Consider the following 23,402-nt stretch of genomic DNA (forward strand, 5'->3'; position numbering starts at 1 on the left):
TCTGCGTGCACAACGAAGATCAGCTGCGCCAAGACGTCGCCCGCATGACCAGCCCTCCGGGCGAAGACACGCCGCCGTCGAAGTCCAAGACCTTCCGGCGCGCGTTCGACGACCTCATCCGCGGCTGGGGCCAACACGAGCTCTGGCTGCAACTGGGATGGCAGGACATCAAACAGCGGTACCGGAGGTCCACCCTCGGCCCGCTGTGGATCACCATCGCCACCGGCGTGATGTCGCTGGCGCTGGGCCTGCTGTACTCCATGCTGTTCCAAATCGATGTCGCGGAGTTCCTCCCGCACGTCACCGTCGGCTTCATCGTCTGGGGCTTCATCTCCGGCTGCATCAAGGACGGCGCGAACGTCTTCATCGAAAACGAAGGCCTGATCAAACAGCTCCCATCTGCTCTGTCGGTGCACGTGTACCGCCTGGTGTGGCGCCAGCTGCTGTTTTTGGCCCACAACATGGTGATCTGGCTGCTTTTGGTGCTGATTTTCCGCATCCCGCTGACCCTGCACACCCTGCTGTTCATCCCCGGCCTGGCCCTGCTCGTGGTCAACGGCGTGTGGGTGGCCATGTTCTTCGGCATGGTTGCCACCCGCTTCCGCGACGTCGCCCCGCTGCTGGAAGCGCTGGTGCAGCTGCTGTTCTACGTCACCCCGATCGTCTGGACCACCCGCACCCTCAAGGACCAGAGCGGCGAGGTCGCCCAGCGCGCCATGCTCGCCGAGGTCAACCCCCTCTACCACTACCTTGAGATCGTGAGGGCCCCGCTTATCGACGAACCGTTGGCCGCCTACCACTGGGGCATCGTCCTTGCCTGCACCGTCGCCGGCGTCCTGATCACCCTGCTTGCCATGAAGCGCTGGCGCTTCCGCGTGCCGTACTGGGTTTAGGAGTTTAGGAGTTTCACATGGTTTCCATCGACACCTACAACGCCTGCGTCGACTTCCCCATCTTCGACGCCAAGTCCCGCTCCCTGAAGAAGGCCGTGATGTCGTCCGCCGGCGGCAAGATCGGCCAGAACGCCTCCAACACCGTGGTCGTGGAGGCGCTGCGCGACATCAACCTGCACCTGCGGGAAGGCGACCGCGTCGGCCTGGTCGGCCACAACGGCGCCGGCAAGTCCACCCTGCTGCGCCTGCTCTCGGGCATTTACGAGCCGACCCGCGGCGTCGCCGACGTCCGCGGCCGCGTCGCCCCCGTATTCGACCTGGGTGTGGGCATGGACCCGGAGATCTCCGGCTACGAAAACATCATCATCCGCGGCCTGTTCTTGGGCCAGACCCGCAAACAGATGAAGGCGAAGATGGACGAGATCGCCGAGTTTTCCGAGCTCGGCGACTACCTCAGCATGCCCCTTCGCACCTACTCCACCGGCATGCGAGTCAGGTTGGCACTCGGCGTGGTCACCTCCATCGAGCCGGAGATCCTGCTGCTCGACGAGGGCATCGGCGCCGTCGACGCCGCCTTCATGGCCAAAGCCCGCGTGAGGCTCGCCGAGATGGTGGAGCGCTCCGGCATCCTGGTCTTCGCCTCCCACTCCAACGACTTCTTGGCACAGCTCTGCAACACCGCCCTGTGGGTGGACAAGGGCGAAATTAGAGAGGCCGGCCTGGTCGCCGACGTCGTGGGCGCCTACGAGGGCCCCGAGACCGGCGAGTACGTCGCGGAGCTGGTCGAGCGCTTCCACGGCGACGCTGACGTCGAAAAGCCCTAGCCCCCCTCTCTCCCGACACATCGTGGCCGAATCTGTCAGGCAGGTCTCAAACCCCCAGGTCGCCCCAAACGGCCACCGTAATCTGTCAGGAGCACCCCTCCCCTCCCGGCACATCGTGGCCGAATCTGTCAGGCTGGTCTCAAACCCCCAGGTCGGCACATATGGCTGCCGTAATCTGTCAGGACTGGAGCTTGTGGATCAGCGCCACGAGCTTCTCCACAAACTTGTGCAACGACGCCGAGGTGAAGCGCAGCACCCGCCACCCACAAATGGTGAGGTCGGTGTTGATCTCCGTGTCTTTGTGCCACTGCTTCGCCTCGCCGTGGTGGGCACCGTCGTACATGATCCCGATCCCGAGCTCCGGAATGGCCAGGTCAAACGTGGTCACGATCTTGCCGCCGTCCCGGACAACGACCTGCTCCTCCAGCCGCAACCCAAACTTGTCGCACACCATCTGGGCGAGCAGGCGCATTTCGGTCTCTTTCGGCGAGTCCGCCAGCTTGCTCGACTTCGCAAGCGCGCGGGTGAGCCACCGCTGGCACACCGTCCCTGAGCTCGCTTGCAGGATGTCCACCGGGTCAATGCCCAGGTGGCGCCGCACGCAGTCGATGAGCGTGACCGCTTCCACAAGGTCCATGCTGTGGCCGGCGAAGGTGGCGCCATTGCTTTGCGACGTCCTCCGGATCTCCCTCAGCACCTGCGCCGTCGCCGCCGCCGGGCTAGCAACCTGAAACGCATGCCCGTAGTGCCGGACCTGCCAAACGTGCTCAGGCTTGCATCCGCGGCGCACGATCGACGGCTTGTAGATGTTGCCGTGTGAGTTGCGTTCCGCCGATGGGTCCATGAGCACGGTGTCTTTGCCCTCGACTCGGTACTTGAGCCCGTACAGCGCAAGCGCGCCATGGGCGAGGACCACGTTGGAGGGGTTCTCTATCCCGAAGGCGGCGGCACGGTACGCGGCGGGGACTTGGTAGATCACTCCCCGCGGGTGGCTTCGCGAGTCCGCCCGGGCTAGCTCGTAGGATCTCTGTTCCCGCGCGAGCATGTGGAATCGCACGCTCACCTGCACCGTTTGCATCCCCTGGGGCAGGTTCCCGGCGGGGAGCAGGCTGTTCTCTGGACCGACATTCATCCCGTCATACAAATTCGCCATGCCTACTTAGACGTGAAGAATGCGCGTTTGGATCCCTCGGGCACAATAAAAAGCATGACTGCGTTGAATCCGAACGGCACGACCGCCGCCGTGATTGTCACCCACCGCCGCGTTGACCTGCTGAAACACTCGTTGAAGCAGGTGGTTAACCAGACGCATCCGGTGGATTGGGTGATTGTGGTGGACAACGGGGCGCAACACGAGGTGCAAATGCTTCTCGACGACCTCGCGGCCGACCGCGCCGTCTACCTCCCATCCAAAACCAACCTGGGCGGCGCGGGCGGGTTCGCCTACGGATTCCTGCACGCCCTGGCCCTGGGCGCGGACGCCATCTGGTGCGCGGACGACGACGGCCGCCCCAAGGATGAGCACGTGCTCAAAGAGCTGTATCGGGTCGCAGAAAAGCACCAGTTGGCGGAGGTCTCCCCGGTGGTGGCGAACATCGACGACCCTGAGAAGCTGGCGTTCCCGCTACGCCAGGGAACGACCTGGCACCGCCGCGTCGATGAGCTCGAAGGCGACTTCCTGCCCCAGTACGCCAGCCTGTTCAACGGCGCGCTGATCTCGGCAAAGGCGATGGAGCGCATCGGCGTGCCGGATTACCGTCTGTTTATCCGGGGCGACGAGGTGGAGTACCACCGTCGTCTGGCACAATCCGGACTTCCCTACGGCACGGCGCTGACCACGTTCTACCTGCACCCGGACGGCTCGGGCGAGTTCCACCCGATCATGGGCGGCCGCGCCCACGCCCAGTTCCCGGACAACCCCACCAAGCGGTATTTCACGTACCGGAACCGCGGCTACATCATTAACCAGCGCGGCATGAAGAAGATGCAGCTGCAGGAGGTGGTGCGCTTCGGCTGGTTCTTCCTGCTGGAGAAGAAGGACCCGAAGGCGTTCATCGAGTGGCTGAAGCTACTTCGGCGGGGAGCCAAAGAGGACTTTAGGCGGCCATAGTTTTCTTGGCTTCGCGGAAGATCAGGTGCCGCTGCAGCTCAAAGTTGACTACGGTGGCCACGCCCTGGGCGATGACAAAGGACACGACGTTCTTCCACGGGTTGACCAGGCCCAGCGACGTCAGCGGCGAGTCCGTCACGCGCCACAGCACCATCTGCACCGCGAACGTCACGGCGTAGAGCACGAAGACTGCCCCGGCCTTCTTCGCGTTGATCTTGGATTGGAAGGAGAACTTGGAGTTGAGCACGTACGCGGCGAGCGTGCCGAAGACCCAGCCGACGGCCTTGGCAACGTCGCGCTGCCACCCCAACGGCACGTCCAGGGTGTAGGTGATGCCGAAGTCGAGGACGGCGCAGCCGACGCCGACCAAGAGGAAGGGCACGAGCTGCTGTTTCAGGGTAGAACTTGAAGCCACGGGCGAATACCCTACCCGCGCATGAGCTGGCGGTAGATATCCAACATCTCCGCCGGGGTCCTTTCGCCGCCAATTTCATCCAGCGAAGCCAGCGATTCCGCGCACAGCCCCCGGATCTCCCCGATACCCAACTCCTCATGCCCGAGCGAGGCGAAGATACTCTCGGCGATGTGCGCGGTCTCCGCACCCGCGCAGCAGGTCAGGGCGAACACCAGGGACCAAAAGGCGTCCCTCTCCACGCGCCCGGTCTCCACCGGCAGCGCCTCGATCCGCTCCCCCGCACCGACATCCAGGGCCTGCAGCAGCGGGGCGAAGTCGTGGCCGCGCGCCCGCGCCATGAACTCGCGCACCTCGGCGCGCAGCCCCGGCACTTCGACCTCCCCCATCAGCCGGGCGTTGACTGCGCCGATGTCGAAGGAATGGGACCCGAACGAACCGGAGCCCGCCACGCACACGGACGGCGGCGTGGACTCGTCGCGCGGGTACACGTTGGCCAACTGCATTTCAAAGGACCACAAGCCGTGGGAAAAGTGGGTGGAATCGCCGGGGGACTTTAGGACGTCGCAAAGCAAACGCCCCTGCGGCGCATCCGCACCCACATCCTCGACGCCGAAGACCTCCCCCACGATCTCGCAGCAATCCGCGATGGTCGCGTCCTCGTCGATGCCCACCCACCGGTACACAACCTCATCCGACACCAGGCCGACGCGCACAAGCAGCGTCGCACCAGCCCGGCGCTCGGTGAGGCGGATCACCGGCGCGAGGTGGTCTGAGCGGTAGAGGGTGCTGGACATGGCGCCCAATATAGGCTTTCTTTCCATGAGGAAGCATTACAAAGGTGACGACCCCAACGCGATCCACGAGGCAGCACAGCGTATCGACGCCCCGTTGTCCGACTTCATGGTCCGCCTCATGGCAGAGGAACTGCCCTTCGTGGACTCCAAAGGCCGCACCCGGATCTACGAGATCCTGCGCGAGCACAAGGCAGCCGGCAAACCTGTGATTTCCAGTCAGGAGGAGCTGCCCGCGGAGATTCGCGCGATTATGGACCTTTAGTATGACTATGGTTGAGGGCATGGAACTGACAACCCAATCCCTTTACGGATGGGGCCGCACCGCCCCCTCAACCGCGCAGGTCCTCTCCACCGCCGACGTTGACACCATCGCTCAGGCTGTCAAGCAGGTGGCAGACGAAAACTCCGAGCTTCCAGAACACAGGCGCCGCGGCATCATCGCCCGCGGCATGGGCCGTTCCTACGGCGACCCGGCCCAAAACGGCGGCGGCCTCGTCGTCGACATGACCCCGCTGAACCGCATCCACTCCATCGACCCGGACACCGGCATCGTCGACGTGGACGCCGGCGTCACCCTCGACCAGCTGATGAAGGCCGCGCTGCCCTACGGCCTGTGGGTCCCGGTGCTGCCCGGCACCCGCCAGGTGACCATCGGCGGCGCCATCGGCCCGGACATCCACGGCAAGAACCACCACTCCGCAGGCTCCTTCGGCGACCACGTGCTCTCCATGGAGCTTCTCGTCGCGGACGGCCGCGTGCTGCACCTGGAGCCGACCGGCGAGACAGCCGAGCTGTTCTGGGCCACCGTCGGCGGCATGGGCCTGACCGGCATCATCCTGCGCGCCCGCATCCAGATGACGTTCACGGAAACCGCCTACTTCATCGCGGACACCGACCGCACCGACACGCTCGACGAGACGATCGCGGCCCACTCCGACGGCTCCGAGGTGAACTACACCTACTCGTCGGCCTGGTTCGACGCGATCTCCGCGCCGCCGAAGACCGGCCGCTCCACCATCTCCCGCGGTTCCTTGGCCACCCTGGACCAGCTCAAGGAGTACGCGCCGAAGCTGGCCAAGGACCCGCTGAAGTTCAAGGCCCCGCAGCTGATGACGGTGCCGGACATCTTCCCGTCCTGGACCATGAACAAGCTGTCGCTGATGGCCATCGGCGAGGCGTACTACCTGATGGGTTCGCCTTCCCGCAACGACGTGAAAAACCTCACGCAGTTCTACCAGCCGCTGGATCTCATCGGCGAGTGGAACCGTGGCTACGGCAAGGCCGGCTTCCTGCAGTACCAGTTCGTCGTACCCACCGACGCCGTGGAGCCGTTCAAGGACATCATCTACGACATCCAGTCTTCCGGCCACTACACCGCCCTGAACGTGTTCAAGCTGTTCGGCGAGGGTAACCAGGCGCCGCTGTCTTACCCGATGAAGGGCTGGAACGTGTGCGTGGACTTCCCCATCCGCCCGGGCCTGAACGAGTTCCTGGACCGCCTGGACGACCAGGTCATGCAGTTCGGCGGCCGCCTCTACCTGGCCAAAGAGTCCCGCACCTCCGCCGAGAAGTTCCACGCCATGTACCCGGGGATGGCCGGCTGGCTGAAGACCCGCCGCGAGATCGACCCGACCGGCGTGTTCGCGTCCGACATGTCCCGCCGACTTGAGCTGAACTAAGGAGAACCGACCATGTTGAATGCAGTAGGCCAAGCCCAGCACATCCTGCTCCTCGGCGGCACCAGCGAGATCGGCCTCGCCATCGTCGCCGAGCTCGCCTCCCGCGGCGGCAACCCCACCGTCACCCTGTGTGCGCGCAAGGACTCCCCGCGTATCGACGGCGCGATCTCGGCCGTCCAGCGCGCCGGCGCAGGCCACGTGCGTCTCGTGGACTTCGACGCGCTCGATTTCGCCTCCCACCCGGCCGTCATCGACGCCGCGTTTGCAGACGGCGACGTCGACGTTGCCGTGGTCGCCTTTGGCACCCTCGGTGACCAGGAGCAGCTCTGGCAGGACCAGGCGGCGGCAGTCGCGTCCGCGCAGACCAACTTCACCGCCCCGATGTCCGTCGGCGTCCTGCTGGGCCAGCACATGAAGCGCCAGGGCCACGGCACGATCATCGCCCTGTCCTCCGTGGCGGGCCAGCGCGTGCGCCGCTCCAACTTCGTCTACGGCGCCTCCAAGGCGGGCATCGACGGGTTCTACCTGCAGCTCGGCGAGGCCCTGAAGGACGACGGCGTGACCGTCACCGTGGTTCGCCCCGGCCAGGTGCGCACCAAGATGACCGACGGCCTCGACGAGGCCCCGCTCACCGTGAACAAGGAAGACGTCGCCGAGGCCGCCGTCGACGCCGCCCTGGCCGGCAAACCCTCCGTGTTTGTGCACAAGCTCTTCGGCCCGATCTCTCTGGTGCTGAAGGCCATCCCGGCGCCGATCATGAGCAAGCTGAACTTCTAGTACTGCGCGCATAATTCAGCCGCGACCCGTCCCCGCTGACGGATCGCGGCTGAATTTGTCAGACCGGCCCTATATCCCCAGGACCCTGACTTTTCTGTCTGAAAGTATCAGGACCACCTAGTCCTTGGCGCGGCCCATGCCGAGCAGCACCTGCTCGCGAAGCCGACCGGTCCCCACCACCGCCAGGACACAGCCAACCAGCGCGACCGCAACAAGCCCGCCGAACAGGGCCACCTTGTCCAGCACGTTGACGTGGATCATGACCATGATGGTGCCCATCAGGCTGCCCATGCCGAATCCCAGCAGGGCCACCACCAGCATTGGAACCCCAACCTCGCGCACGGCCACCTTGGTGTGGAACGCGGCCGGCGCGCCAATGAAGTAGAGCGATTTGGTCAGTTGCTTCTGCTCCACCACGGCCAGTGCCTGAGTGAGCAGGGTGGATGACACCAGCAAGACCGCCGCGAAGACGGCGGTGATAGCCACACCGGGGGGAGTATCACCCGTGATCATCTTCAGGACGGGCTCTTCCTCGACTTCCGGTACTGCGGAGATCCAGGCGCCAATACCGCCAATGAACGCCACGAAGTACAGGGCGGTCACTCGCTTCCAGGTGGTTCTCGCGCCTCGGCCGACCCGACGCGTGGCAACGTAGTTTGCGGCCCCGGGGACCCGGTAGCTCAGGCGTGCGAGGAGTTGGATCACGCCGACGGCGATCAGTGCGTTGACGTTGAGAATGCCGCCGGCTACGACCAGCACCACCACGAACTCCAACGCGTCTGCCTGCGGAGCGATGCTCAGCGAGCTTAGGTAGCGGTACAGCACCACCGCACCAACCAGTGAGAGCACCAGCGTGATCATGTTCTGTCCCTTTGGTGGGATTTTCTTGGTGACGCCGAGTGGGGTGACGGAGACTCGTCGCAAAGCAAGCCACACTGAGCACGCAGCCAACACCAGCACGACGATCCAGGCGATGGGGATGACCCACCAGGTGAGCATTTCCCAGGTGTCGACGCGCTTTTCCTGGAACGTCAGCAAACTCCACGCCGGGCACGTAACTATGTACAGCACCGAGCCCAGCACCAACCCGACAAGCGCCTGGCGCAGCGATTCCAGGATCATCATCCCGCGTACCTCGCCGGCGGTCGCGCCGATGAGGCGAAGCACCGCCAGGTGCTCCTCGCGCCCGCCCAGGTTCGCGCGCGCGGCCTGGGTGAGCAGACCCAACAGGCTCGGCACGAGCAGCACGCACGCGAATAGCGCGAGGAAGATATACGTGATGGAGATCGGCCCGCCCAGGTCTTTCGAGACTTCCACGAGCGCCTCGTGCGGGTGTCTGTCGCGCGCCACGAACATCCAGGTGCCGCCCATAAGGGTGCACATCATCCAGCTCGCCACCGTCACCGCAACCAGCGACAGCGCACGAACCCAGCGCTCGCCGATCTGCCGCTGCGAGCGCCCTTCGCTTGTCTGCGACACCGCCGACCGCATCAACGTCACCGAACTCATAGCGCCACCTCCGAGTGGATCAGGCCGTCGCGGATTTCAACGCGGCGGCTGCACCAGTCGGCGATCTTCGGGTCGTGCGTGACCACCACGAGTGCCACTCCGAATTTCTGGCACACGGCCACGATTTGCTGCATAACTTCGTGGCCGGTGGCCTGGTCCAACGCCGCCGTCGGCTCGTCAGCGAAGACCACAGACGGCGGCCCGGCCAAGGCACGCGCGATGGCTACGCGCTGTCCCTGCCCGCCGGAGAGCTGCCCCGGGTACCGGTCCACATAGGCACCCAGGCCTAGGCGAGTGAGCATGTCAATGGCTTCGTCGTGTGCTTGCGACCGCGGCACTCCGCGCATGATCTGCGGCAGGGCGACGTTTTCGGTGGCGGTCAGCTCTGGCAGCAACTGGCCGTCTTGGAAGATGAAGCCGAAGTGCTCCAGGCGCAGGCGCGAGCGTTCGGCGTCGCTCATTGCGGCCACATCGTGGCCGTCGAAAAGCACCTCGCCCTGGTCGGGTACGAGCACGCCGGACATGCAGTGCAGCAGCGTCGATTTACCAGAGCCCGAGGGCCCCATGATGGCCACGGATTCGCCGTTGCTCACCGAAAGGCTGATGCCTTCGAGGACCCGCTGCTGGGGGAATGACTTTGTGATGTCTCTGAGTTCAAGCATGGTTTCTATTTCACAGGTGGTCGCGGCTAAGCACTATGGTCCTGACTCCCGAATATGGGTAGTGCTAGCTCTACCCCGCTACGCTTTCGGACATGCGGCGAAGAATAAACCACGAACAGCGGGCAGCGGCAAAAATTCACCAGCTCACCGCATCGCGGCGCAAGATTGCGGAGGCCTACGAGGTGGAACGCCTGCGCATCGAGCGCGACCTGCACGACGGCGCGCAGCAGCATTTCGTGGCCGCGGCGATGAAGCTGGGCGAGGCCAGGCTGGATGTCGATTCGCCGCTTCTCGACGACGCCGCCCGCGACCTCCACAACGGCCTCGACGCACTCAGGAGAACCGTGCGCGGCATCCACCCTCGCGAGCTATCGGACCACGGGCTCATCGCCGCGATCGAGACGGCCGCCGCGCAGTACGGCCCGCACGTCACGGTCCGCGCGCCGCACGAGCTGCCGCGTATCGACGGCTCCGTCACCGCCGCCGCCTACTTCTTCACCGCCGAAGCACTCACCAACGCCGCGAAGCACGCACCCCAAGAACCTGTCAGCGTGCTCGTGACCTGTGACCACACCCTGAACATCTCCGTGACCGACCAGGGCGGCGGCAACGCGCGCATCACCCCCGGCGGTGGGCTCGACGGGATGCAGGAACGAGTCGCGGCGTTCGGCGGCGAGCTGGAACTCCACTCGCCCGACGGCGGGCCAACCACCGTCACCGCCCGTATTCCGTTGCTGTTGTTCCGGGGAGAAAGTGGGATTGCGCCATGAGAATTGTTATCGCGGACGACTCCGCACTGCTGCGGGAAGGCGTCGCCGGCCTACTCACCCGGCGCGGCCACGAGGTTGTGGCGCAGGTGGATAGTGCGGATCGGGTGCAGGGGGTCGTCGATACGCATGCGCCCGACCTGGTGATCACGGACGTGCGCATGCCGCCGAACATGCGCGACGACGGCCTGCAAGCAGCACTGGAGCTGCGCCACCGGGGCCCGGTCAACGTGCTGGTGTTGTCGCAGTACGTCGCGCCCGCCTACGCGCGGGAACTGTTCTCCGGCGGCGACGGCGGCACCGGTTACCTGCTCAAGGATCGTGTCGCCGAGGTGAAAGACTTCATCCAGGCGTGCGAAACCGTGGCGTCCGGCGGGGTGGTCATCGACCCGGACGTGGCCAGCGCGCTCATGGCCGCGAGCTCGCGCTGGCTAACCACGCTCACGCCGCGCGAGATGGAAGTACTCGAACACATGGCGGAGGGCCTGTCCAACGCGCAGATCTCCGAGCAGCTCTACCTCTCCGGCGCTGCGGTGGCGAAGCACGTCTCCAGCATCTTCTCCAAACTGGGGCTCACCCCCGACGAGGACAACCGTCGAGTACGCGCGATCCTGATGTACCTGGCAGAACGTGGAGTTGGGTAGCGTATGCGAAACTGTTACGTATGACTACCGCTTACCACCCCGACGAGCAGTCGGTTGGGCAAACCGCTGCCCGGACTGTCGCGGCCGGGCTCGCCGGCGGCGTGATCGCCCTAGCCGCCTGGTTCGTGCTGCACAAGATCTCGCTGCCGGCGTTCAACACGTCGATGGTGACCAGGTCTTTGGCCACCGCCGCCTCCTTCGTCTGCATCGGCGTCGGCGTCGTTTTGGCCGTGCTGTGGACCAAGGGCAAGAAGCCCTGGATTTCCGCGGCCGCGATGACGTTGGTGCCGGCGGGGCTGGTGGTGTCCTCCATCGGCATCCCGCTGGGCGCGACCCGGCTCTACCTGGACGGCATCCAGGTGGACCAGGGCTTCCGCACCCAGTTCCTGTCGCGCATGACGGAGAACCTCGGCCACGCCGACATGGCGTACAAGGGCCTGCCCACCTTCTACCCCATGGGCTGGTTCTGGTTGGGCGGGCGCACCGCCAACGTGCTGGGCATGCCGGGCTGGGAGGTGTACCAGCCGTTCGCGATCGCCACGCTGGCGGCGGCAGCGGCGATGCTCACCCCGGTGTGGCGCCGGCTCACCGGCTCGCTGCCCACCGCGCTCGCCATTGCCACCGTGACCACCGCGGTTGTGCTCACGGAGGTGCCGGAGGAGCCGTATGCGGCAGTAGTGGCCATGTTCGTGCCAGCGGCGGCCGTGATGTCGTACCGGGCGGTCAACGGCTCGTGGGCGTCCACCATCGCGCTGGCCGTCTACCTGGGCATTTCCGCCAGCTTCTACACCCTGTTCACCGCGATTGCGGCGCTGACCATGGTTGTTCTGGCCGTCATCCACACCTTCACCAAGCGCTCGGTCCAACCGCTGGTGCACCTGCTGGTCACCGGCCTGGGGTCAATGGCCATCGCCGCGATTTCCTGGGGGCCGTACGTCTGGCGCGTGATCACCGGCGACGAACCGCTGGAGTCCACCGCGAACCACTTCCTGCCCATCGAGGGCACGTACTTCCCGCTACCGTTCCTGTCGTTCTCGCTGATCGGGCTGTTGTCCATGATCGGCTTGATCTACCTGATTTACAGGATCAAGGAGCCGGAGTTGGCGGCCCTTGGTGCGTCGATAGGCGTGTGCTACCTGTGGGCCCTGGCCTCGATGGCGGTCACGCTACTGGGCACCTCCCTTTTGGGCTTCCGCCTCGAGGTGCTGATTGTGGCGCTGTTTGCCACCCTCGGCGTGATCGCGATCGCCGAGTTCGGGCTGAACAAGTACACCACCGCCGTCGCCGCGGTCCTGGCGGTGGGCGCGCTGCAGATGGTGCAGAACATCCCGGTGGAAAACGAGGACTACATCGACCAGGCCTACGCCGACACCGACGGCAACGGCGAGCGCGCGGACCGCTTCCCGCCGGACGCGGGCCGCTACTACCAGGAGATGGCCGACTTCATCGAGGATCACGGCCACATGAAGAACGACGCGGTGATCTACACCGACGAGATCAACTTCATGGCTTTCCAGCCCTTCTACGCGTTCAACGCCTACACCAGCCACTACGCCAACCCGCTGGGCGAGTTCGAGCACCGCAACGACGAGCTGAAGCAGTGGGCGGAGCTCTCCTACGAGGACCCGGAGAAGTTCACCGAGGCCGTGGATAACTCGCAGTGGGAGCCGCCGGTCGCGTTCGTGTTCCGCGACAACGGCAAGGACGGGCTGAAAACCCACATTGCGCACGACATTTACCCGAGCCAGCCGAACGTGCGCTACGAGGGCCTGTTCTTCAACCCGGACGCATTCGAGAAGGACTGGGACCTCGAGCAGTTCGGCCCGTTCGCTGTGGCGGTGAGGAAGTAAGGTGTCCGCTGTGAAAAGAGTCCAGACCACCGCGACTGTCGCGGGTTTGATCGCGTTTGTCCTGCTGCTGCTCGTGCCGTTCCTGCCGGTCAAGCAGACGGAATCCTCCGTGTCGTGGCCGCAGAACGGCTCGGTGGCGTCCGTCAACGCGCCGCTGATTTCGCTCGCGCCGCAGCAGCTCGATGTCACCGTGCCGCTTTCGGCTATCGACGAGCTCCGCGAGGACCAGTCGTTGCTCCTTGGCACGCTGCCTGAGGGCTCCCCGAAGGCCAGCGACCGCGGCTTCTTTGTCACCTCCCCCGACGGCGGCCTGGTGGTCAGCTCCCTGAACGAGGTGCTGCTGCAGCTCACCCCGGCGCAGGTGGCAAAGCTGCCCGACGATGCGAAGCTCGAGGCCCACCTCGCGCACGACTTAACCACCGTGGAGATCCCGGGCACCGATTACGCCGAGGAGGACGACGAGGAGGATTACCGCCCGCAGCTCACCGGCATCTACACCGAGCTCAAGGATGAGCAAAAGCTTATCGACGCAGGCCTGTCCGCCCACGTCGACATCAACTCGCGATTCACCTCGAAGCCGACGCTGATCAAGACGCTGGCGATGGTGCTCGGCCTGATCAGCGCCCTGATCTCCCTGGCCGCGCTGCGGAAGCTAGATAAACCCGCCCCGCGCCTGCGCCGCCAGGGGCTGAAGCCTCTCGACGGCCTGGTGGCCGCCGTCCTCGGCTTCTGGCACGTCTTCGGCGCCAACACGTCCGACGACGGCTTCCTGCTCACCATGGCGCGCGTGGCCGCCAACACGGACTACATGGCCAACTACTACCGCTGGTACGGCGTGCCGGAGGCCCCGTTCGGCTCCCCGTTCTACGACCTGCTGGCGTTGATGTCGCAGGTCACCACGGCGTCGATGTGGATGCGCCTGCCGGCGCTGTTTGCGGGGCTGGGCACGTGGTGGCTGCTCTCGCGCGAGATCCTGCCGAAGCTCGGCCCCGAGATTGCAAACAGGCGCGTCGCCCACTGGACCGCGGCGCTGGTGTTTTTGACGTTCTGGCTGCCGTACAACAACGGCACCCGCCCGGAGCCGATCATCGCGTTCGGCCTGATGGCCACCTGGGCGCTGTTCGAGCGCGCCATGGAGACCGACCGCTTGGTCCCCGCCGCGTGGGGCACCGTCGTGGCGGCGCTGACCCTGGCGTGCGGCCCGACCGGCCTCGCCGCTGTGGGCGTGTTCCTGATTTCTTTGCCCTGGGTGTTGGGGACCATTGGGCGTCGAGAGGCAAAGCTCGCTTCGATCGCGCCGTTCATGGGCGCCGGCATGGCTGTGATGGTGCCGGTGTTCAAGGACCAGACGCTGGCGACTGTGCTGGAGGCGACCGCGGTGCGCTCCGAGGTGGGCCCCGCGATGCACTGGTTCGAGGAGTGGAGCCGCTACTCCGTGCTGTTCGAGCAGACGGTGGACGGTTCGCTGGCGCGCCGCTTCCCCATGTTCGTGCTGCTGATGTGCATCGGCCTGACCCTGTGGTGGTTCGCCCGCGGCGGCGAAAGGACCAAGACCGCGCAGCGCATGATGCTGATCATCGGTTTTTCCACCTTCTTCCTCATGTTCACGCCGACGAAGTGGACGCACCACTTCGGCATCTACGCCGGCCTTGGCGCGGCGATCGCGGCCTACGGCTCGGTGGTGCTCTCGCGGATCGCGCTGCAGTCCAAGCGCAACCGCTCGTTTGCCACGGCCGCGGTGCTGTTCCTGCTGGCCCTGACGCTGGCGGGCTGGAACGGCTGGTGGTACGTGTCTTCCTACGCGGTGCCGTGGTGGGACCGCACCCCGCAGCTGAAGGCCGTGGAGTTCAACACCGTCGTCCTGGCCATCGCACTCGTGGTGTTTGTGGTGGGCGTGGTGCAGTCCATGCGCCCGCCGAAGCCTGTCGACGCCTCCCGCTGGGCCGGCGTCATGTCCGCCCCGATCGCCGTGGCGGCAGCGCTGATTGTGGCGCTGTCCTGCCTGACGTTTGTGAAGTCCTTCATCTCCCAGGCGCCGGACTACTCCGTGGGCATGGGCAACGTGCGCACCTTCGCGGGCGAGCGCTGCGCCCAGGGCGCGGACGTGCTGCTGGAGGAGGACACCAACGACGCATTCCTTTCGCCTATCGACGGCGTCCCGCTCGGCCGCTCCCTAGATTCGGGCGACAACTACGGCTTCCACCCCGACGGAGTGCCCGCCTTCATCGCCAGCGAAAACGCCGACACGTCGGACTCGAGCAACCAGCAGGTGCAGTCCGACGACACCGCCGACGTGGACCCGGGCTCCGACGAGGCGCAGTCCACCTCCCGCGTGAACACGCAGGGCAACCGCCCGCGCTCCATGCGCGGCGTGAACGGCTCGACGGTGCGCCTGCCGTTCGGCCTGGACTACACCCGTGTGCCGGTGCTGGGCACCTTCGAGGACGAGCCGACGCAGTCCGCCGAGCTGGAAACCTCCTGGTTCGACCTGCCTGAGGTTTCCGAGGAGCGTCCGCTGCTGGTGGCGTCCGTGGCCGGCCGCATCAAGCACCACGACATCAACGGCATCGAGCAGGAGGGCAGCGAGCTGGAGCTGCAGTACGGCCGCAAGACTTCTGGCGGCGTGCAGAAGCTCGGCGCGGTGGAGATGCTGGACCAGGGCCCGACCCCGCAGTGGCGCAACCTGCGCTACCCCATCGCTGACCTGCCCGAGGAGGCCGACGTGGTGCGCCTGGTGGCCAAGGACACCTCCCTGGCGGAGAAGGACTGGGTGGCGGTGACCCCGCTGCGCAACCCGAAGCTGGTGGAGCTGAACACCATGTTCGACTCCGAAACCCCGGGGTTGTTGGACTGGACCGTGGCGTTCCAATACCCCTGCCAGCGCCCCTTCTACCACCACGCTGGCGTGGACGAGATCCCGGAGTACCGCATCATGCCGGATGCCCCGGGCAAGGCGAAGCTGTCCGGCTTCATGGACTTCCTCGGCGGTGGCTCGCTCGCCCCGGTGGAGGCCGTGAACACCTCCTACGAGGTGCCGGGCTACCTCAAGGGCGACTGGCAGCGCGACTGGGGCTCCGTGGCCAAGTACGAGCGCCGCACCAACTCCGCAGGCGAGGCGCCGGCGCTGGCGCAGGTGGACATCGCTGAGAACACTAGGTGGGGCCTGTACACTCCTGGTCCGATGAAGGTGCGCGACCCGGAGGAATAACGCCATGAAACTGCCCAAAATTGCCGCTGCCGCTGCCCTGCTGTTTTCCCTGGTCGCCGCCCCTGTGCAGGCCCAGGCACAGCAGAGCTGCGCAGCCCACTACCTGGTCGCGGTGCCAGGCGGCGCCAACACGGCAGAGGGCATCCCGGACTACGTGCCGCACGGCGGCAACGTGTTCATGACCGGCGTGCTCACCCGCCTGGGCACCGGCGGGGAGATCCACCCGCTGTGGGTGTCCTACCGGTCCACCCCGTTTGCCACCTCGGAGTACGAGAAGTCCAAGGCGGGCGGGCTCAAGCGAGCACGCGCCACCGTCAATAAGCTTGCGCGCGCCTGCCCGGACGCGAAGTTCAGCTTCACCGGCTACTCCCTCGGCGCGGACATCGCTGCCACCATCACCAGCGACATCGCCAACGGCCGCGGCCCGATCGAGCCGGAGCGCGTCTCCGGCGTGGCGCTGTTTGCCAACCCGCACCAGGGCGGCAACGGCGCGGTGCTCTCCGCCGGTACGTCCCCGCACTCGCGCGGCTCGCTGGGCTCGCTGCCGGGCGGCTACGGCGTGCTCGGCCCGCGCGTGCTGGAGATCTGCCGCGTCGACGACCTGGTGTGCTCCATGCAGGAATCCCACCGCGGCCTGGTCGCCCCCGCCATGCGCACCAACCTGGCGGCCGGCCGCGTGCCGCTCGCCGAGTTCAACGTGCTGTTCCGCGCCATGGGCCTGAAGTCCCTGGGAATTTTCTCCGACATCGGCTCCCACGGCGGCTACACCCTGGCGCAGCAGCGCGAGGCCTCCAACTGGATCATCGAGCAGTCCCAAGCCCCCATCCAAATTCCCGTTCCGGCGGTAGAGTTGGGGCATGAATGACCTCTTTGAGCTTGTAAACGGCACGTGGGCGAAATCCCACGAAATCCCCGCTGACCGCGGCATTGACGGCGCGTTCTACGTCCTGCGCGATAAGTCGGAAGAAGACGTCCGCGCCATTCTTGAGGACGGCGTCGGTTTGGGCGGCGACTTGTTCAAGTCCTTCATGGACAACCCCGGCGACATCAGCTCTCTCGACCCTGACCTGGCCAAGATCGAGGTCGCGGACGTAGACGAGTTCGTGCGGGGCCTGGGCGAGCTGGAGCGCGTCGGCGTCGGCGGGCCGGTGAGCTACTGGGTGGAGAAGGACTCGCAGGGCGAGGAGTCCGTCGCCTACGTTTTCCAGGCCGGCCTGGGGCTGCCGGACGAGGCCTACTACCGCGACGAGGACCACGCGGAGACCCTCGCCGCCTACAAGAAGCACGTGGAGAAGATGCTCGGCTTCCTCGAGCCGAAGTACCTGCAGGGCCTGACACCTGAGATCGCCGCCGAGCGCATCGTCAACCTGGAAACCCAGCTGGCCGCCAGCCACTGGGACGTGGTCAAGGCGCGCGACGCGGTGGCCACGTACAACCCCACCGACCTTGCAGAGATGCCGCCTTTGGTGCGCGCGCTTCTCGACGCCTCCGGTCTTTCCGGCAAAGTTGTCAACATGATGCCGTCGTTTACTGAGGACCTGGACGGCATGCTGCGCCGGGAAACACTCGCGGACTGGCAGCTGTGGGCCGCGTGGAACATCCTGCGCTCCCGCGCCGGCGTGCTCTCCGAGGAGATCGGCAAGGCCAACTTCGAGTTTTATGGAAAGCATCTCTCCGGCGCCACCGAGCAGCGCGACCGCTGGAAGCGTGGTGTGGGACTCGCGGAGAGCCTGGTTGGCGAGGATATTGGGCGGAGCTACGTCGAGAAGCATTTCCCGCCCTCCTCCAAGGAGCAGATGCTGGAGCTGGTGGAGTACCTGATCGCCGCCTACCGCTCCCGCATCCAACATCTGGAGTGGATGAGCGAGCCGACGAAGCAGCGCGCGCTGGAGAAGCTCGCGCAGTTCAACGCCAAGATCGGCTACCCGGAGAAGTGGCGCAACTACGCGGGCCTGGAGTTCGGCGAGGATCTGGTGGAGAATGTCCGCCGCGGCGCCGCGTTCGAGCACGACTACCAGCTGTCCAAGATCGGCAAGGCCTCCGACCGGCAGGAATGGGTGTCTTCCCCGCAGACGGTGAACGCGTTTTACAACCCGGTGGTCAACGACATCACCTTCCCCGCCGCGATCCTGCAGCCGCCGTTCTTCGACCCGGACGCTGACGCCGCGGAGAACTTCGGCGCGATCGGCGCGGTGATCGGCCACGAGATCGGCCACGGCTTCGACGACCAGGGCTCGCGTTACGACGGGCTGGGCAACCTCAACTCCTGGTGGACCGACGAGGACCGCGCCAACTTTGAGCAGCTGACCGCCAAGCTGGTCGGCCAGTTCAACGGCCTGGTGCCGTCCGTGCTGGAGGGCACGAAGACGAAGGGCGTCAACGGCGAGTTCACCCTCGGCGAGAACATCGGCGACCTCGGCGGCCTGGGCATCGCCGTGGTGGCGTACAAGAAGTACCTGGAGGATAACGGCATCGACGACGAAAAACCCCAGAAGTTCGGCGACCTAAACTCTGAGTACACCGGTTTCCAGCGACTGTTTCTGGCGTGGGCGCGGGTGTGGCGCTCCAAGGCACGCCCGGAGATGGCCGCGCAACTCTTGGCCATTGACCCACACGCGCCGAACGAGTTCCGCTGCAACGTCATCGCCGCGAACATCGCCGAGTTCTACGAGGCGTTCGAGGTGGAGCAGGGCTCCACGATGTGGATCGACCCCGAGGACAGGGTGACGATTTGGTAGAGCACATCAACGAGCAGGGCGACCCGGACTTCAACGTCGGCGGCATCAAACGCGACATGCCGCCGGAGCTGCAGCTGGAGCAGCTGGCGTCCTACATGCACGCCACCTACGAGGACGGGCCGAATTACCTGGCGCTGCTGCCGGACCGCATCACCCACGCGGCGATGCTCATGCTCGGCACTGCCGTCGACCACGCCCTGCCAGCGACAAAGTGGGCCGATGGAGTCACGGTGGAGCCCCACGAGCTGGGCGTCGTGTTCCGTCCGTCGGAGCCGAACGGCAGGTGGGCAGTCTCGCTTTGGGACGGCCCCGCAAACGCCAAAGACATGCTCTGGCGCCCGGACGTCGCCGCCGCCGCGGAGCTGTCCGGCACCACGATCTTGGACGTGGACTCAGTGGCAGATGCTGCTCAGGCAGTGAAAGAAACCGGCGCCGAGGTGGTGTGGGCGCTCGGGGATGCAGAGTTGCCGCAGGCAGACCGCTACATCGTCACCTTCCCCACCACTCAGCCCTCAGTGGACGGGTTGATCCAGGTCAGGGCAGGCTCTGGCCTCGAGGGCACCGAGTACCACGCCGACGGGTTCATCTCCACGCCGGCGGAGATCCGCCGCCGGGTCACAGACGCCGCCGACGCCCTCTAGCCCAGCACGGAATCGGCTTCGTCGACCTCGTCGAAGGTGGGTTCGTCCACCTCGGCGAGGAAGAACTGGGCGCCGTTGGCGTCGTGCACGCCCGCGGTGCCATTTTCGGGGCCGAACTCCACCCCGCCGCCGAGGTTTTCCACCTGTGTGCAGGCCGCGTCCACGTCGCGCACGCCGAAGTAGCTGAACCACTGGGCGTGCTCGCCGACGAACATGCCCAAGAACGGCGCGCCGTCCTCCACGGCGATGAAGTAGCCGTCTTCCTCGCGGATCTCCCAGTCGAAGAGCTCTCCGTAGAAGTCGATGGCGTCCATGCTCGGAGCCGAGTACTCGTACCACACCGGAACACCCGGCTCACCTGCGGCGAGGAAGCGCTCCTCCGGGTCCTTCAGCCCGAACAGGCCGCCGGCCGGGTCCTGGCACAGGGTCACGGTCTCGTCCGAGCTGAGCACCTTGCCGCCCAGCTTCTCCACGTTCTCCGGGCTGCCGATGAACGACGTCACCCACATGTCCATCTGTGCCGGCACGATGCCGGCCACCGGCAGGCCCTCCTTGCGGGCAGTGCCGTCCACGATCTCCCAGCCCAGAAGCTGGGAGTAGAAGTGGGTGGACTTGAGCTGGTTCTGGGTGACCAGGTCCTGCCAGAACGGCATGCCTTCCCTGCCTTCGAATGCGGGCATTACAGGTTCCTCCACTTCTCGGGGTCGAAGTCGTCGTTGGCGGTGCGTTCGTCGAAGTAGTCGCCGTCGTCGCCGTCGACTACTACCGTGGCTGAATCTGCGCCAAGGCCGACGGTATCGCCGTCGATAAGCGAGTGCCCCCGCGAGGTGACCACCGCGTTGTTGACGGTGACCTCGCCGGAGCTGATGGCCTCCTTGGCGTGGCCGCCGGATTCGGCGAGGTTGGCCAGTTTGAGAAATTGTCCGAGTTTGATCGTGTCGCCGGAAATGGGCACGTCGATATGCATAGCGGTTAGTCTAAGGCATGCGAAGAATCTGGGCGTTTACCCTGCCCCTCCTGCTTGTTGGCTGTGTACAGGAAGTCGAGGTCGTTGAAGAAGAGTCCACCGTGACCATCCGCTCCATCGGCGACATCCTGGTCCACTCCGACGTGTACACCACCGCGCGCACGGACACCGGCTTCGACTTCTCGCGCATGTTCGAGCCGGTCAGCGAATACATGCAGGACGCGGACATCACCACCGCCAACATGGAGGTCCCGGTCGCCGGCGAGGAGTTCGGGCTGTCCGGGTATCCCCAATTCAACGCCCCGCCTGAGATCATCGATGCACTCGCCGGAGCAGGCGTGGACATCGTCAACAACGCCACGAACCACTCGATGGACAGGGGGTGGCGGGGGCGTGGTGGCGTCGACAGGCAACATGCGCGAGCGCGGCATGCTCTACACCGGCAGTTACGCCTCTGATCAGGACAAATCCGTCCCCCGCATCATCGAGGCCAACGGCATCACCGTCGGCTTCCTCGGCTTCACCTACGGCACCAACGGCCTGCCAGTTGAGCAGGAGCATTTCGCATCGCTTATCGACGACACCCTGGCCGACCAAGTCGCCGCCCTCGATTCACAGGTCGACGTCGCGGTGGTGATGCTGCACATGGGCGACGAGTATGCGCCCCTGCCCAATGACTTCCAGGAGGAGACTGCCGCGACTGCTTTGGACGCCGGCGCTGACCTGGTGCTCGGCGGGCATCCGCACGTGGTGGAGCCGTTTGCCGGGCCCGTCTGGTACTCCCACGGCAACTTCCTGCACGGCCAGTGGGAGGAGCCGACCAAGGTCGGCGGGATTGGCGAGTTCACGTTTAGCGGCGCCCGGTTCATGCCCACCTACACCGTTGGCCCGCCGATCAGCTACGACCACCACGTGATCCCGCTCGTGGAGGCCGCCGAGTACCTGGATGTTCATAGATGGATGGCGGACCTGCACGAGCGCCTGAACGTCGAGGTGGTGGACTACCTCTAGCGTTCCGCCTGGTCCACCGGCATGATGCTCATCGTGTCGATGTTCACGTGCGCCGGCAGGCTGGCCACCCACCGGACCGCCTCGGCGATGTCGTCCGCGGTGAGGTTCTGTTTGCCCTCGTAGACCTTGCTCGCGCGCTCCTCATCGCCTTTGAATCTGTTCAGTGAGAAGTCCGTCTTCACCCGGCCGGGGTCGATCTCGCACACGCGGATGTCGTTCTCCGCCTCCTCGCGCCGAAACGCCCTGGTCACGCCGCGGAGCCCGTGCTTGGCCGCGTTGTAGCCGGAGCCGCCCTTGTACGCGTCCGTGCCAGCCACCGAACCGATGTTGACCACCAGGCCTTTCGACGCCTTGAGCTGCGTGTACAGCGCGCGGGTGACGCGCATCGTGCCCATCACGTTGGTCTGGAACATCCATTCCCAGTCCGCGTCGTCCGCGTCGCGCAGAAAGTCCAGCTCCTTCGCGCCGCCGGCGTTGTTGACCAGCAGGTCCACGCGTTCAAGAGCCGCAAGCTTCTCGACGCTCCCCCGGTCCACCACGTCCAACTCCATCGCCACCCCACCAATTTCGTCCGCGATTTGCTGGCACTTCTCCAGGCGACGCGCCGCCACGACGACCTTCCAGCCGTCCTTGGCCAGCGCCCTGCAGGTGGCCTCCCCGATGCCTGCCGATCCGCCAGTGACTACTGCTACCTTCTGCTCGCTCATGAGCCGAAGTGTAGGCCCTCCCACAGCATCCAGATGGCTAACGCGATGAAGATGCTGCCCGTGATGACGTCGATAAGCTTGCTGTACTTGGTGATCACCCGCGACATCGCACGGACTGCCAGCGCAAAGCCCACGAACCAGATGGTGCCGGTGACGACCATGACCGGTGCTGCGACCCACCCGAGGTGCGCGAACTGGGCGAAGATGGCGCCGAAGAAGAGGATCGCCTTCGGGTTGGACAGGTTGGTGAGCAGGCCCGTGAGCAGCGGCCTTGGCACCTGTTGCGTGGCGGGGATTTCCGGGTCGGAGGCGCGGATGGCGCCGATGCCCATCCACAGCAGGTAGGCGCCGCCCACGATCTGCAGCACTGACAGGACCTGCGGAAATGCCTGGATCAGCGCGCTTAACCCCGCCAGGGACGCCACAATCCAGATGGTGTTGCCGAGCATGATGCCTAGCGCGCACATCACGCCGGCTCTACGGTCCTTTGACCCCACGCGGATGATCTGCACGAGGTCCGGGCCGGGGCTCGCGATCGCCGCCAGCCACACGCCGAGTAGCGCAATCATGTCGCCTCCATTTGCCGCATGGTGATGTTCAGCCGGCCTTCGAGCAGGTCGGACGTGCCTTTCCTCGCGCCGAGCACGCCGTGTTTCGCCCTCCTGGCCGGCCCGCCAAAGACTACAACGTCGCCGGACAGCAGCAGCGTATCGCGCCCTGCGATGCGGAAGATCGTGTCTTGACCGAACGACAGGCTGACCACCGCGTTTTCGGAATCTTCCTCCGCGTCCACGTGCTGCCCCATGCCCTTACCCGGCGGGTAGAAGTTCACCAGCGCCGTCTCGATCCTCGGGGTCGGACCGACAAGCGGGTCTATTTCCCGCGCCTTCGCCATGACGTTATCCGCGATGACCTGGAAGTTCTCCGGGATCTGCGGCACCGGGTGGCCGTCGACCTCCCTGACCATGCGGTACGGGTTCGTTGCCCAGAACCAGCCCAGCGAGAGCAGCCAGGCATCCATTTGGCCGTGGCCGACCTTTGGTCGTCGCATAGCAACAGGCGTCCCTGCCGCCTTCCTGACCAGCTCGCGCGCTTGGTTGACCAGTTCCTCCTGCTCGGCCGGCGTGAAAAAGGCAGGCAAATGGACCGCACCAGGGATGATGCGGGCGGGCGGCCGCGGAATGACGAGCACGGGAATAATGTAGC

25 protein-coding genes are annotated in these 23,402 nt (G+C 65.6%); 15 read left to right on the forward strand and 10 right to left on the reverse strand.

The window, feature by feature from the left end; genetic code table 11:
• The first annotated feature begins 44 nt into the window (after positions 1 to 44).
• Together wzm and wzt are read left to right on the forward strand one after the other, a co-directional pair.
• Entirely contained in the window at positions 45 to 893 is an 849-nt protein-coding gene (gene wzm / locus ACF3NP_RS09705) for a galactan export ABC transporter permease subunit Wzm/RfbD (RefSeq protein ID WP_181889677.1), read from the forward strand.
• A 17-nt stretch (positions 894 to 910) separates the two neighbouring features.
• Positions 911 to 1,717, forward strand: a complete 807-nt coding sequence (gene wzt / locus ACF3NP_RS09710; RefSeq protein ID WP_181889509.1) for a galactan export ABC transporter ATP-binding subunit Wzt/RfbE — start codon at positions 911 to 913, stop codon at positions 1,715 to 1,717.
• A gap of 178 nt (positions 1,718 to 1,895) precedes the next feature.
• Here the strand turns inward: wzt and ACF3NP_RS09715 are convergent, their stop codons facing one another.
• Positions 1,896 to 2,870 carry an endonuclease domain-containing protein gene (locus tag ACF3NP_RS09715; RefSeq protein WP_181889508.1) on the reverse strand — a complete coding sequence of 325 codons (975 nt, stop codon included), beginning with the start codon at positions 2,868 to 2,870 and terminating at the stop codon, positions 1,896 to 1,898.
• A gap of 54 nt (positions 2,871 to 2,924) precedes the next feature.
• Between ACF3NP_RS09715 and glfT1 the strand changes: the two genes are divergently transcribed.
• On the forward strand, positions 2,925 to 3,827 hold the full coding sequence (gene glfT1, locus ACF3NP_RS09720) for a galactofuranosyltransferase GlfT1 (protein ID WP_181889507.1): 903 nt from the start codon (positions 2,925 to 2,927) through the stop codon (positions 3,825 to 3,827).
• Here the strand turns inward: glfT1 and ACF3NP_RS09725 are convergent.
• Together ACF3NP_RS09725 and ACF3NP_RS09730 are read right to left on the reverse strand one after the other, a co-directional pair.
• Positions 3,814 to 4,242, reverse strand: coding sequence for a GtrA family protein (locus ACF3NP_RS09725; RefSeq protein WP_338026637.1), 429 nt, complete (start codon positions 4,240 to 4,242; stop codon positions 3,814 to 3,816). The two genes, glfT1 and ACF3NP_RS09725, sit on opposite strands and share 14 nt — an antisense overlap.
• Positions 4,243 to 4,253: 11 nt before the next feature.
• Positions 4,254 to 5,036 carry a hypothetical protein gene (locus ACF3NP_RS09730; RefSeq protein WP_181889506.1) on the reverse strand — a complete coding sequence of 261 codons (783 nt, stop codon included), beginning with the start codon at positions 5,034 to 5,036 and terminating at the stop codon, positions 4,254 to 4,256.
• Positions 5,037 to 5,061: 25 nt separating this feature from the next.
• Between ACF3NP_RS09730 and ACF3NP_RS09735 the strand changes: the two genes are divergently transcribed.
• The 3 genes from ACF3NP_RS09735 to ACF3NP_RS09745 are packed head-to-tail and all read left to right on the forward strand — an operon-like array spanning position 5,062 to position 7,492.
• Positions 5,062 to 5,298 (forward strand): hypothetical protein, encoded by a 237-nt coding sequence (locus ACF3NP_RS09735; protein WP_181889505.1) that lies wholly within the window; start codon positions 5,062 to 5,064, stop codon positions 5,296 to 5,298.
• A gap of 19 nt (positions 5,299 to 5,317) precedes the next feature.
• Positions 5,318 to 6,715: an FAD-binding oxidoreductase gene (locus ACF3NP_RS09740; RefSeq protein WP_181889504.1), complete on the forward strand. Its 1,398-nt coding sequence runs from the start codon at positions 5,318 to 5,320 to the stop codon at positions 6,713 to 6,715.
• Between the two features lie 12 nt (positions 6,716 to 6,727).
• Positions 6,728 to 7,492, forward strand: a complete 765-nt coding sequence (locus tag ACF3NP_RS09745) for a decaprenylphospho-beta-D-erythro-pentofuranosid-2-ulose 2-reductase (RefSeq protein ID WP_181889503.1) — start codon at positions 6,728 to 6,730, stop codon at positions 7,490 to 7,492.
• A 117-nt stretch (positions 7,493 to 7,609) separates the two neighbouring features.
• On the opposite strand, the gene ACF3NP_RS09750 is transcribed toward ACF3NP_RS09745, so the two are convergent.
• Positions 7,610 to 9,001: an FtsX-like permease family protein gene (locus ACF3NP_RS09750; protein WP_181889502.1), complete on the reverse strand. Its 1,392-nt coding sequence runs from the start codon at positions 8,999 to 9,001 to the stop codon at positions 7,610 to 7,612.
• Positions 8,998 to 9,663, reverse strand: coding sequence for an ABC transporter ATP-binding protein (locus ACF3NP_RS09755; protein WP_311389141.1), 666 nt, complete (start codon positions 9,661 to 9,663; stop codon positions 8,998 to 9,000). Before ACF3NP_RS09755 ends, ACF3NP_RS09750 begins: the two co-directional genes overlap by 4 nt.
• A gap of 92 nt (positions 9,664 to 9,755) precedes the next feature.
• Here ACF3NP_RS09755 and ACF3NP_RS09760 point away from each other — a divergent pair, with 92 nt between their 5' ends.
• The 7 genes from ACF3NP_RS09760 to ACF3NP_RS09790 are packed head-to-tail and all read left to right on the forward strand — an operon-like array spanning position 9,756 to position 19,511.
• Positions 9,756 to 10,433: a sensor histidine kinase gene (locus ACF3NP_RS09760; RefSeq protein ID WP_392398648.1), complete on the forward strand. Its 678-nt coding sequence runs from the start codon at positions 9,756 to 9,758 to the stop codon at positions 10,431 to 10,433.
• The gene (locus ACF3NP_RS09765; protein WP_392398649.1) at positions 10,430 to 11,074 is read left to right on the forward strand and encodes a response regulator transcription factor; all 645 of its coding nucleotides are present in this window, start codon (positions 10,430 to 10,432) and stop codon (positions 11,072 to 11,074) included. The genes ACF3NP_RS09760 and ACF3NP_RS09765 overlap by 4 nt, the downstream gene beginning before the upstream one ends.
• A gap of 20 nt (positions 11,075 to 11,094) precedes the next feature.
• Positions 11,095 to 12,924, forward strand: coding sequence for an arabinofuranosyltransferase (locus tag ACF3NP_RS09770; RefSeq protein ID WP_392398650.1), 1,830 nt, complete (start codon positions 11,095 to 11,097; stop codon positions 12,922 to 12,924).
• Positions 12,925 to 12,934: 10 nt separating this feature from the next.
• Entirely contained in the window at positions 12,935 to 16,132 is a 3,198-nt protein-coding gene (locus ACF3NP_RS09775) for an arabinosyltransferase domain-containing protein (RefSeq protein WP_392398651.1), read from the forward strand.
• Positions 16,133 to 16,136: 4 nt separating this feature from the next.
• Entirely contained in the window at positions 16,137 to 16,997 is an 861-nt protein-coding gene (locus ACF3NP_RS09780; protein WP_392398652.1) for a cutinase family protein, read from the forward strand.
• A complete protein-coding gene (locus ACF3NP_RS09785; RefSeq protein WP_392398653.1) occupies positions 16,990 to 18,870 on the forward strand; it encodes a M13 family metallopeptidase in 1,881 nt (626 codons plus the stop codon). Before ACF3NP_RS09780 ends, ACF3NP_RS09785 begins: the two co-directional genes overlap by 8 nt.
• A complete protein-coding gene (locus ACF3NP_RS09790) occupies positions 18,864 to 19,511 on the forward strand; it encodes a hypothetical protein (protein WP_181889494.1) in 648 nt (215 codons plus the stop codon). Before ACF3NP_RS09785 ends, ACF3NP_RS09790 begins: the two co-directional genes overlap by 7 nt.
• Here ACF3NP_RS09790 and ACF3NP_RS09795 read toward each other — a convergent pair.
• Together ACF3NP_RS09795 and ACF3NP_RS09800 are read right to left on the reverse strand one after the other, a co-directional pair.
• Entirely contained in the window at positions 19,508 to 20,191 is a 684-nt protein-coding gene (locus ACF3NP_RS09795; protein ID WP_181889493.1) for a VOC family protein, read from the reverse strand. The two genes, ACF3NP_RS09790 and ACF3NP_RS09795, sit on opposite strands and share 4 nt — an antisense overlap.
• The gene (locus ACF3NP_RS09800) at positions 20,191 to 20,478 is read right to left on the reverse strand and encodes an RNA-binding S4 domain-containing protein (RefSeq protein ID WP_202032108.1); all 288 of its coding nucleotides are present in this window, start codon (positions 20,476 to 20,478) and stop codon (positions 20,191 to 20,193) included. Before ACF3NP_RS09800 ends, ACF3NP_RS09795 begins: the two co-directional genes overlap by 1 nt.
• Positions 20,479 to 20,495: 17 nt before the next feature.
• On the opposite strand from ACF3NP_RS09800, the gene ACF3NP_RS09805 reads away from it, so the two are divergent.
• A complete protein-coding gene (locus ACF3NP_RS09805; protein ID WP_181889492.1) occupies positions 20,496 to 20,936 on the forward strand; it encodes a CapA family protein in 441 nt (146 codons plus the stop codon).
• Positions 20,872 to 21,489 (forward strand): CapA family protein, encoded by a 618-nt coding sequence (locus ACF3NP_RS09810; protein ID WP_181889491.1) that lies wholly within the window; start codon positions 20,872 to 20,874, stop codon positions 21,487 to 21,489. Before ACF3NP_RS09805 ends, ACF3NP_RS09810 begins: the two co-directional genes overlap by 65 nt.
• Here the strand turns inward: ACF3NP_RS09810 and ACF3NP_RS09815 are convergent.
• From ACF3NP_RS09815 to ACF3NP_RS09825, 3 genes are read right to left on the reverse strand one after another with little or no spacing between them, the layout of a single operon-like run.
• A complete protein-coding gene (locus ACF3NP_RS09815; RefSeq protein ID WP_181889490.1) occupies positions 21,486 to 22,196 on the reverse strand; it encodes an SDR family oxidoreductase in 711 nt (236 codons plus the stop codon). The two genes, ACF3NP_RS09810 and ACF3NP_RS09815, sit on opposite strands and share 4 nt — an antisense overlap.
• The gene (locus ACF3NP_RS09820) at positions 22,193 to 22,765 is read right to left on the reverse strand and encodes a LysE family translocator (RefSeq protein ID WP_181889489.1); all 573 of its coding nucleotides are present in this window, start codon (positions 22,763 to 22,765) and stop codon (positions 22,193 to 22,195) included. The genes ACF3NP_RS09815 and ACF3NP_RS09820 overlap by 4 nt, the downstream gene beginning before the upstream one ends.
• Positions 22,762 to 23,388: an alpha-ketoglutarate-dependent dioxygenase AlkB gene (locus ACF3NP_RS09825; protein ID WP_338026635.1), complete on the reverse strand. Its 627-nt coding sequence runs from the start codon at positions 23,386 to 23,388 to the stop codon at positions 22,762 to 22,764. Before ACF3NP_RS09825 ends, ACF3NP_RS09820 begins: the two co-directional genes overlap by 4 nt.
• Positions 23,389 to 23,402 lie beyond the last annotated feature (14 nt).

Source organism: Corynebacterium lehmanniae, assembly GCF_043161975.1.
Lineage (GTDB): Bacteria > Actinomycetota > Actinomycetes > Mycobacteriales > Mycobacteriaceae > Corynebacterium > Corynebacterium lehmanniae.

What these genes read in the sequence shown, in the direction of transcription:
- ACF3NP_RS09745 (WP_181889503.1), top strand. Translation starts at nt 6,728, where the DNA reads ATGTTGAATGCAGTAGGCCAAGCCCAGCACATCCTGCTCCTCGGCGGC.
- ACF3NP_RS09755 (WP_311389141.1), bottom strand. Translation starts at nt 9,663, where the DNA reads ATGCTTGAACTCAGAGACATCACAAAGTCATTCCCCCAGCAGCGGGTC.
- ACF3NP_RS09740 (WP_181889504.1), top strand. Translation starts at nt 5,318, where the DNA reads ATGGAACTGACAACCCAATCCCTTTACGGATGGGGCCGCACCGCCCCC.
- ACF3NP_RS09760 (WP_392398648.1), top strand. Translation starts at nt 9,756, where the DNA reads ATGCGGCGAAGAATAAACCACGAACAGCGGGCAGCGGCAAAAATTCAC.
- ACF3NP_RS09785 (WP_392398653.1), top strand. Translation starts at nt 16,990, where the DNA reads ATGAATGACCTCTTTGAGCTTGTAAACGGCACGTGGGCGAAATCCCAC.
- ACF3NP_RS09800 (WP_202032108.1), bottom strand. Translation starts at nt 20,478, where the DNA reads ATGCATATCGACGTGCCCATTTCCGGCGACACGATCAAACTCGGACAA.
- ACF3NP_RS09750 (WP_181889502.1), bottom strand. Translation starts at nt 9,001, where the DNA reads ATGAGTTCGGTGACGTTGATGCGGTCGGCGGTGTCGCAGACAAGCGAA.
- ACF3NP_RS09820 (WP_181889489.1), bottom strand. Translation starts at nt 22,765, where the DNA reads ATGATTGCGCTACTCGGCGTGTGGCTGGCGGCGATCGCGAGCCCCGGC.
- ACF3NP_RS09795 (WP_181889493.1), bottom strand. Translation starts at nt 20,191, where the DNA reads ATGCCCGCATTCGAAGGCAGGGAAGGCATGCCGTTCTGGCAGGACCTG.
- ACF3NP_RS09815 (WP_181889490.1), bottom strand. Translation starts at nt 22,196, where the DNA reads ATGAGCGAGCAGAAGGTAGCAGTAGTCACTGGCGGATCGGCAGGCATC.
- ACF3NP_RS09765 (WP_392398649.1), top strand. Translation starts at nt 10,430, where the DNA reads ATGAGAATTGTTATCGCGGACGACTCCGCACTGCTGCGGGAAGGCGTC.
- wzm (WP_181889677.1), top strand. Translation starts at nt 45, where the DNA reads ATGACCAGCCCTCCGGGCGAAGACACGCCGCCGTCGAAGTCCAAGACC.
- ACF3NP_RS09780 (WP_392398652.1), top strand. Translation starts at nt 16,137, where the DNA reads ATGAAACTGCCCAAAATTGCCGCTGCCGCTGCCCTGCTGTTTTCCCTG.
- ACF3NP_RS09805 (WP_181889492.1), top strand. Translation starts at nt 20,496, where the DNA reads ATGCGAAGAATCTGGGCGTTTACCCTGCCCCTCCTGCTTGTTGGCTGT.
- ACF3NP_RS09770 (WP_392398650.1), top strand. Translation starts at nt 11,095, where the DNA reads ATGACTACCGCTTACCACCCCGACGAGCAGTCGGTTGGGCAAACCGCT.
- ACF3NP_RS09715 (WP_181889508.1), bottom strand. Translation starts at nt 2,870, where the DNA reads ATGGCGAATTTGTATGACGGGATGAATGTCGGTCCAGAGAACAGCCTG.
- ACF3NP_RS09730 (WP_181889506.1), bottom strand. Translation starts at nt 5,036, where the DNA reads ATGTCCAGCACCCTCTACCGCTCAGACCACCTCGCGCCGGTGATCCGC.
- glfT1 (WP_181889507.1), top strand. Translation starts at nt 2,925, where the DNA reads ATGACTGCGTTGAATCCGAACGGCACGACCGCCGCCGTGATTGTCACC.
- wzt (WP_181889509.1), top strand. Translation starts at nt 911, where the DNA reads ATGGTTTCCATCGACACCTACAACGCCTGCGTCGACTTCCCCATCTTC.
- ACF3NP_RS09735 (WP_181889505.1), top strand. Translation starts at nt 5,062, where the DNA reads ATGAGGAAGCATTACAAAGGTGACGACCCCAACGCGATCCACGAGGCA.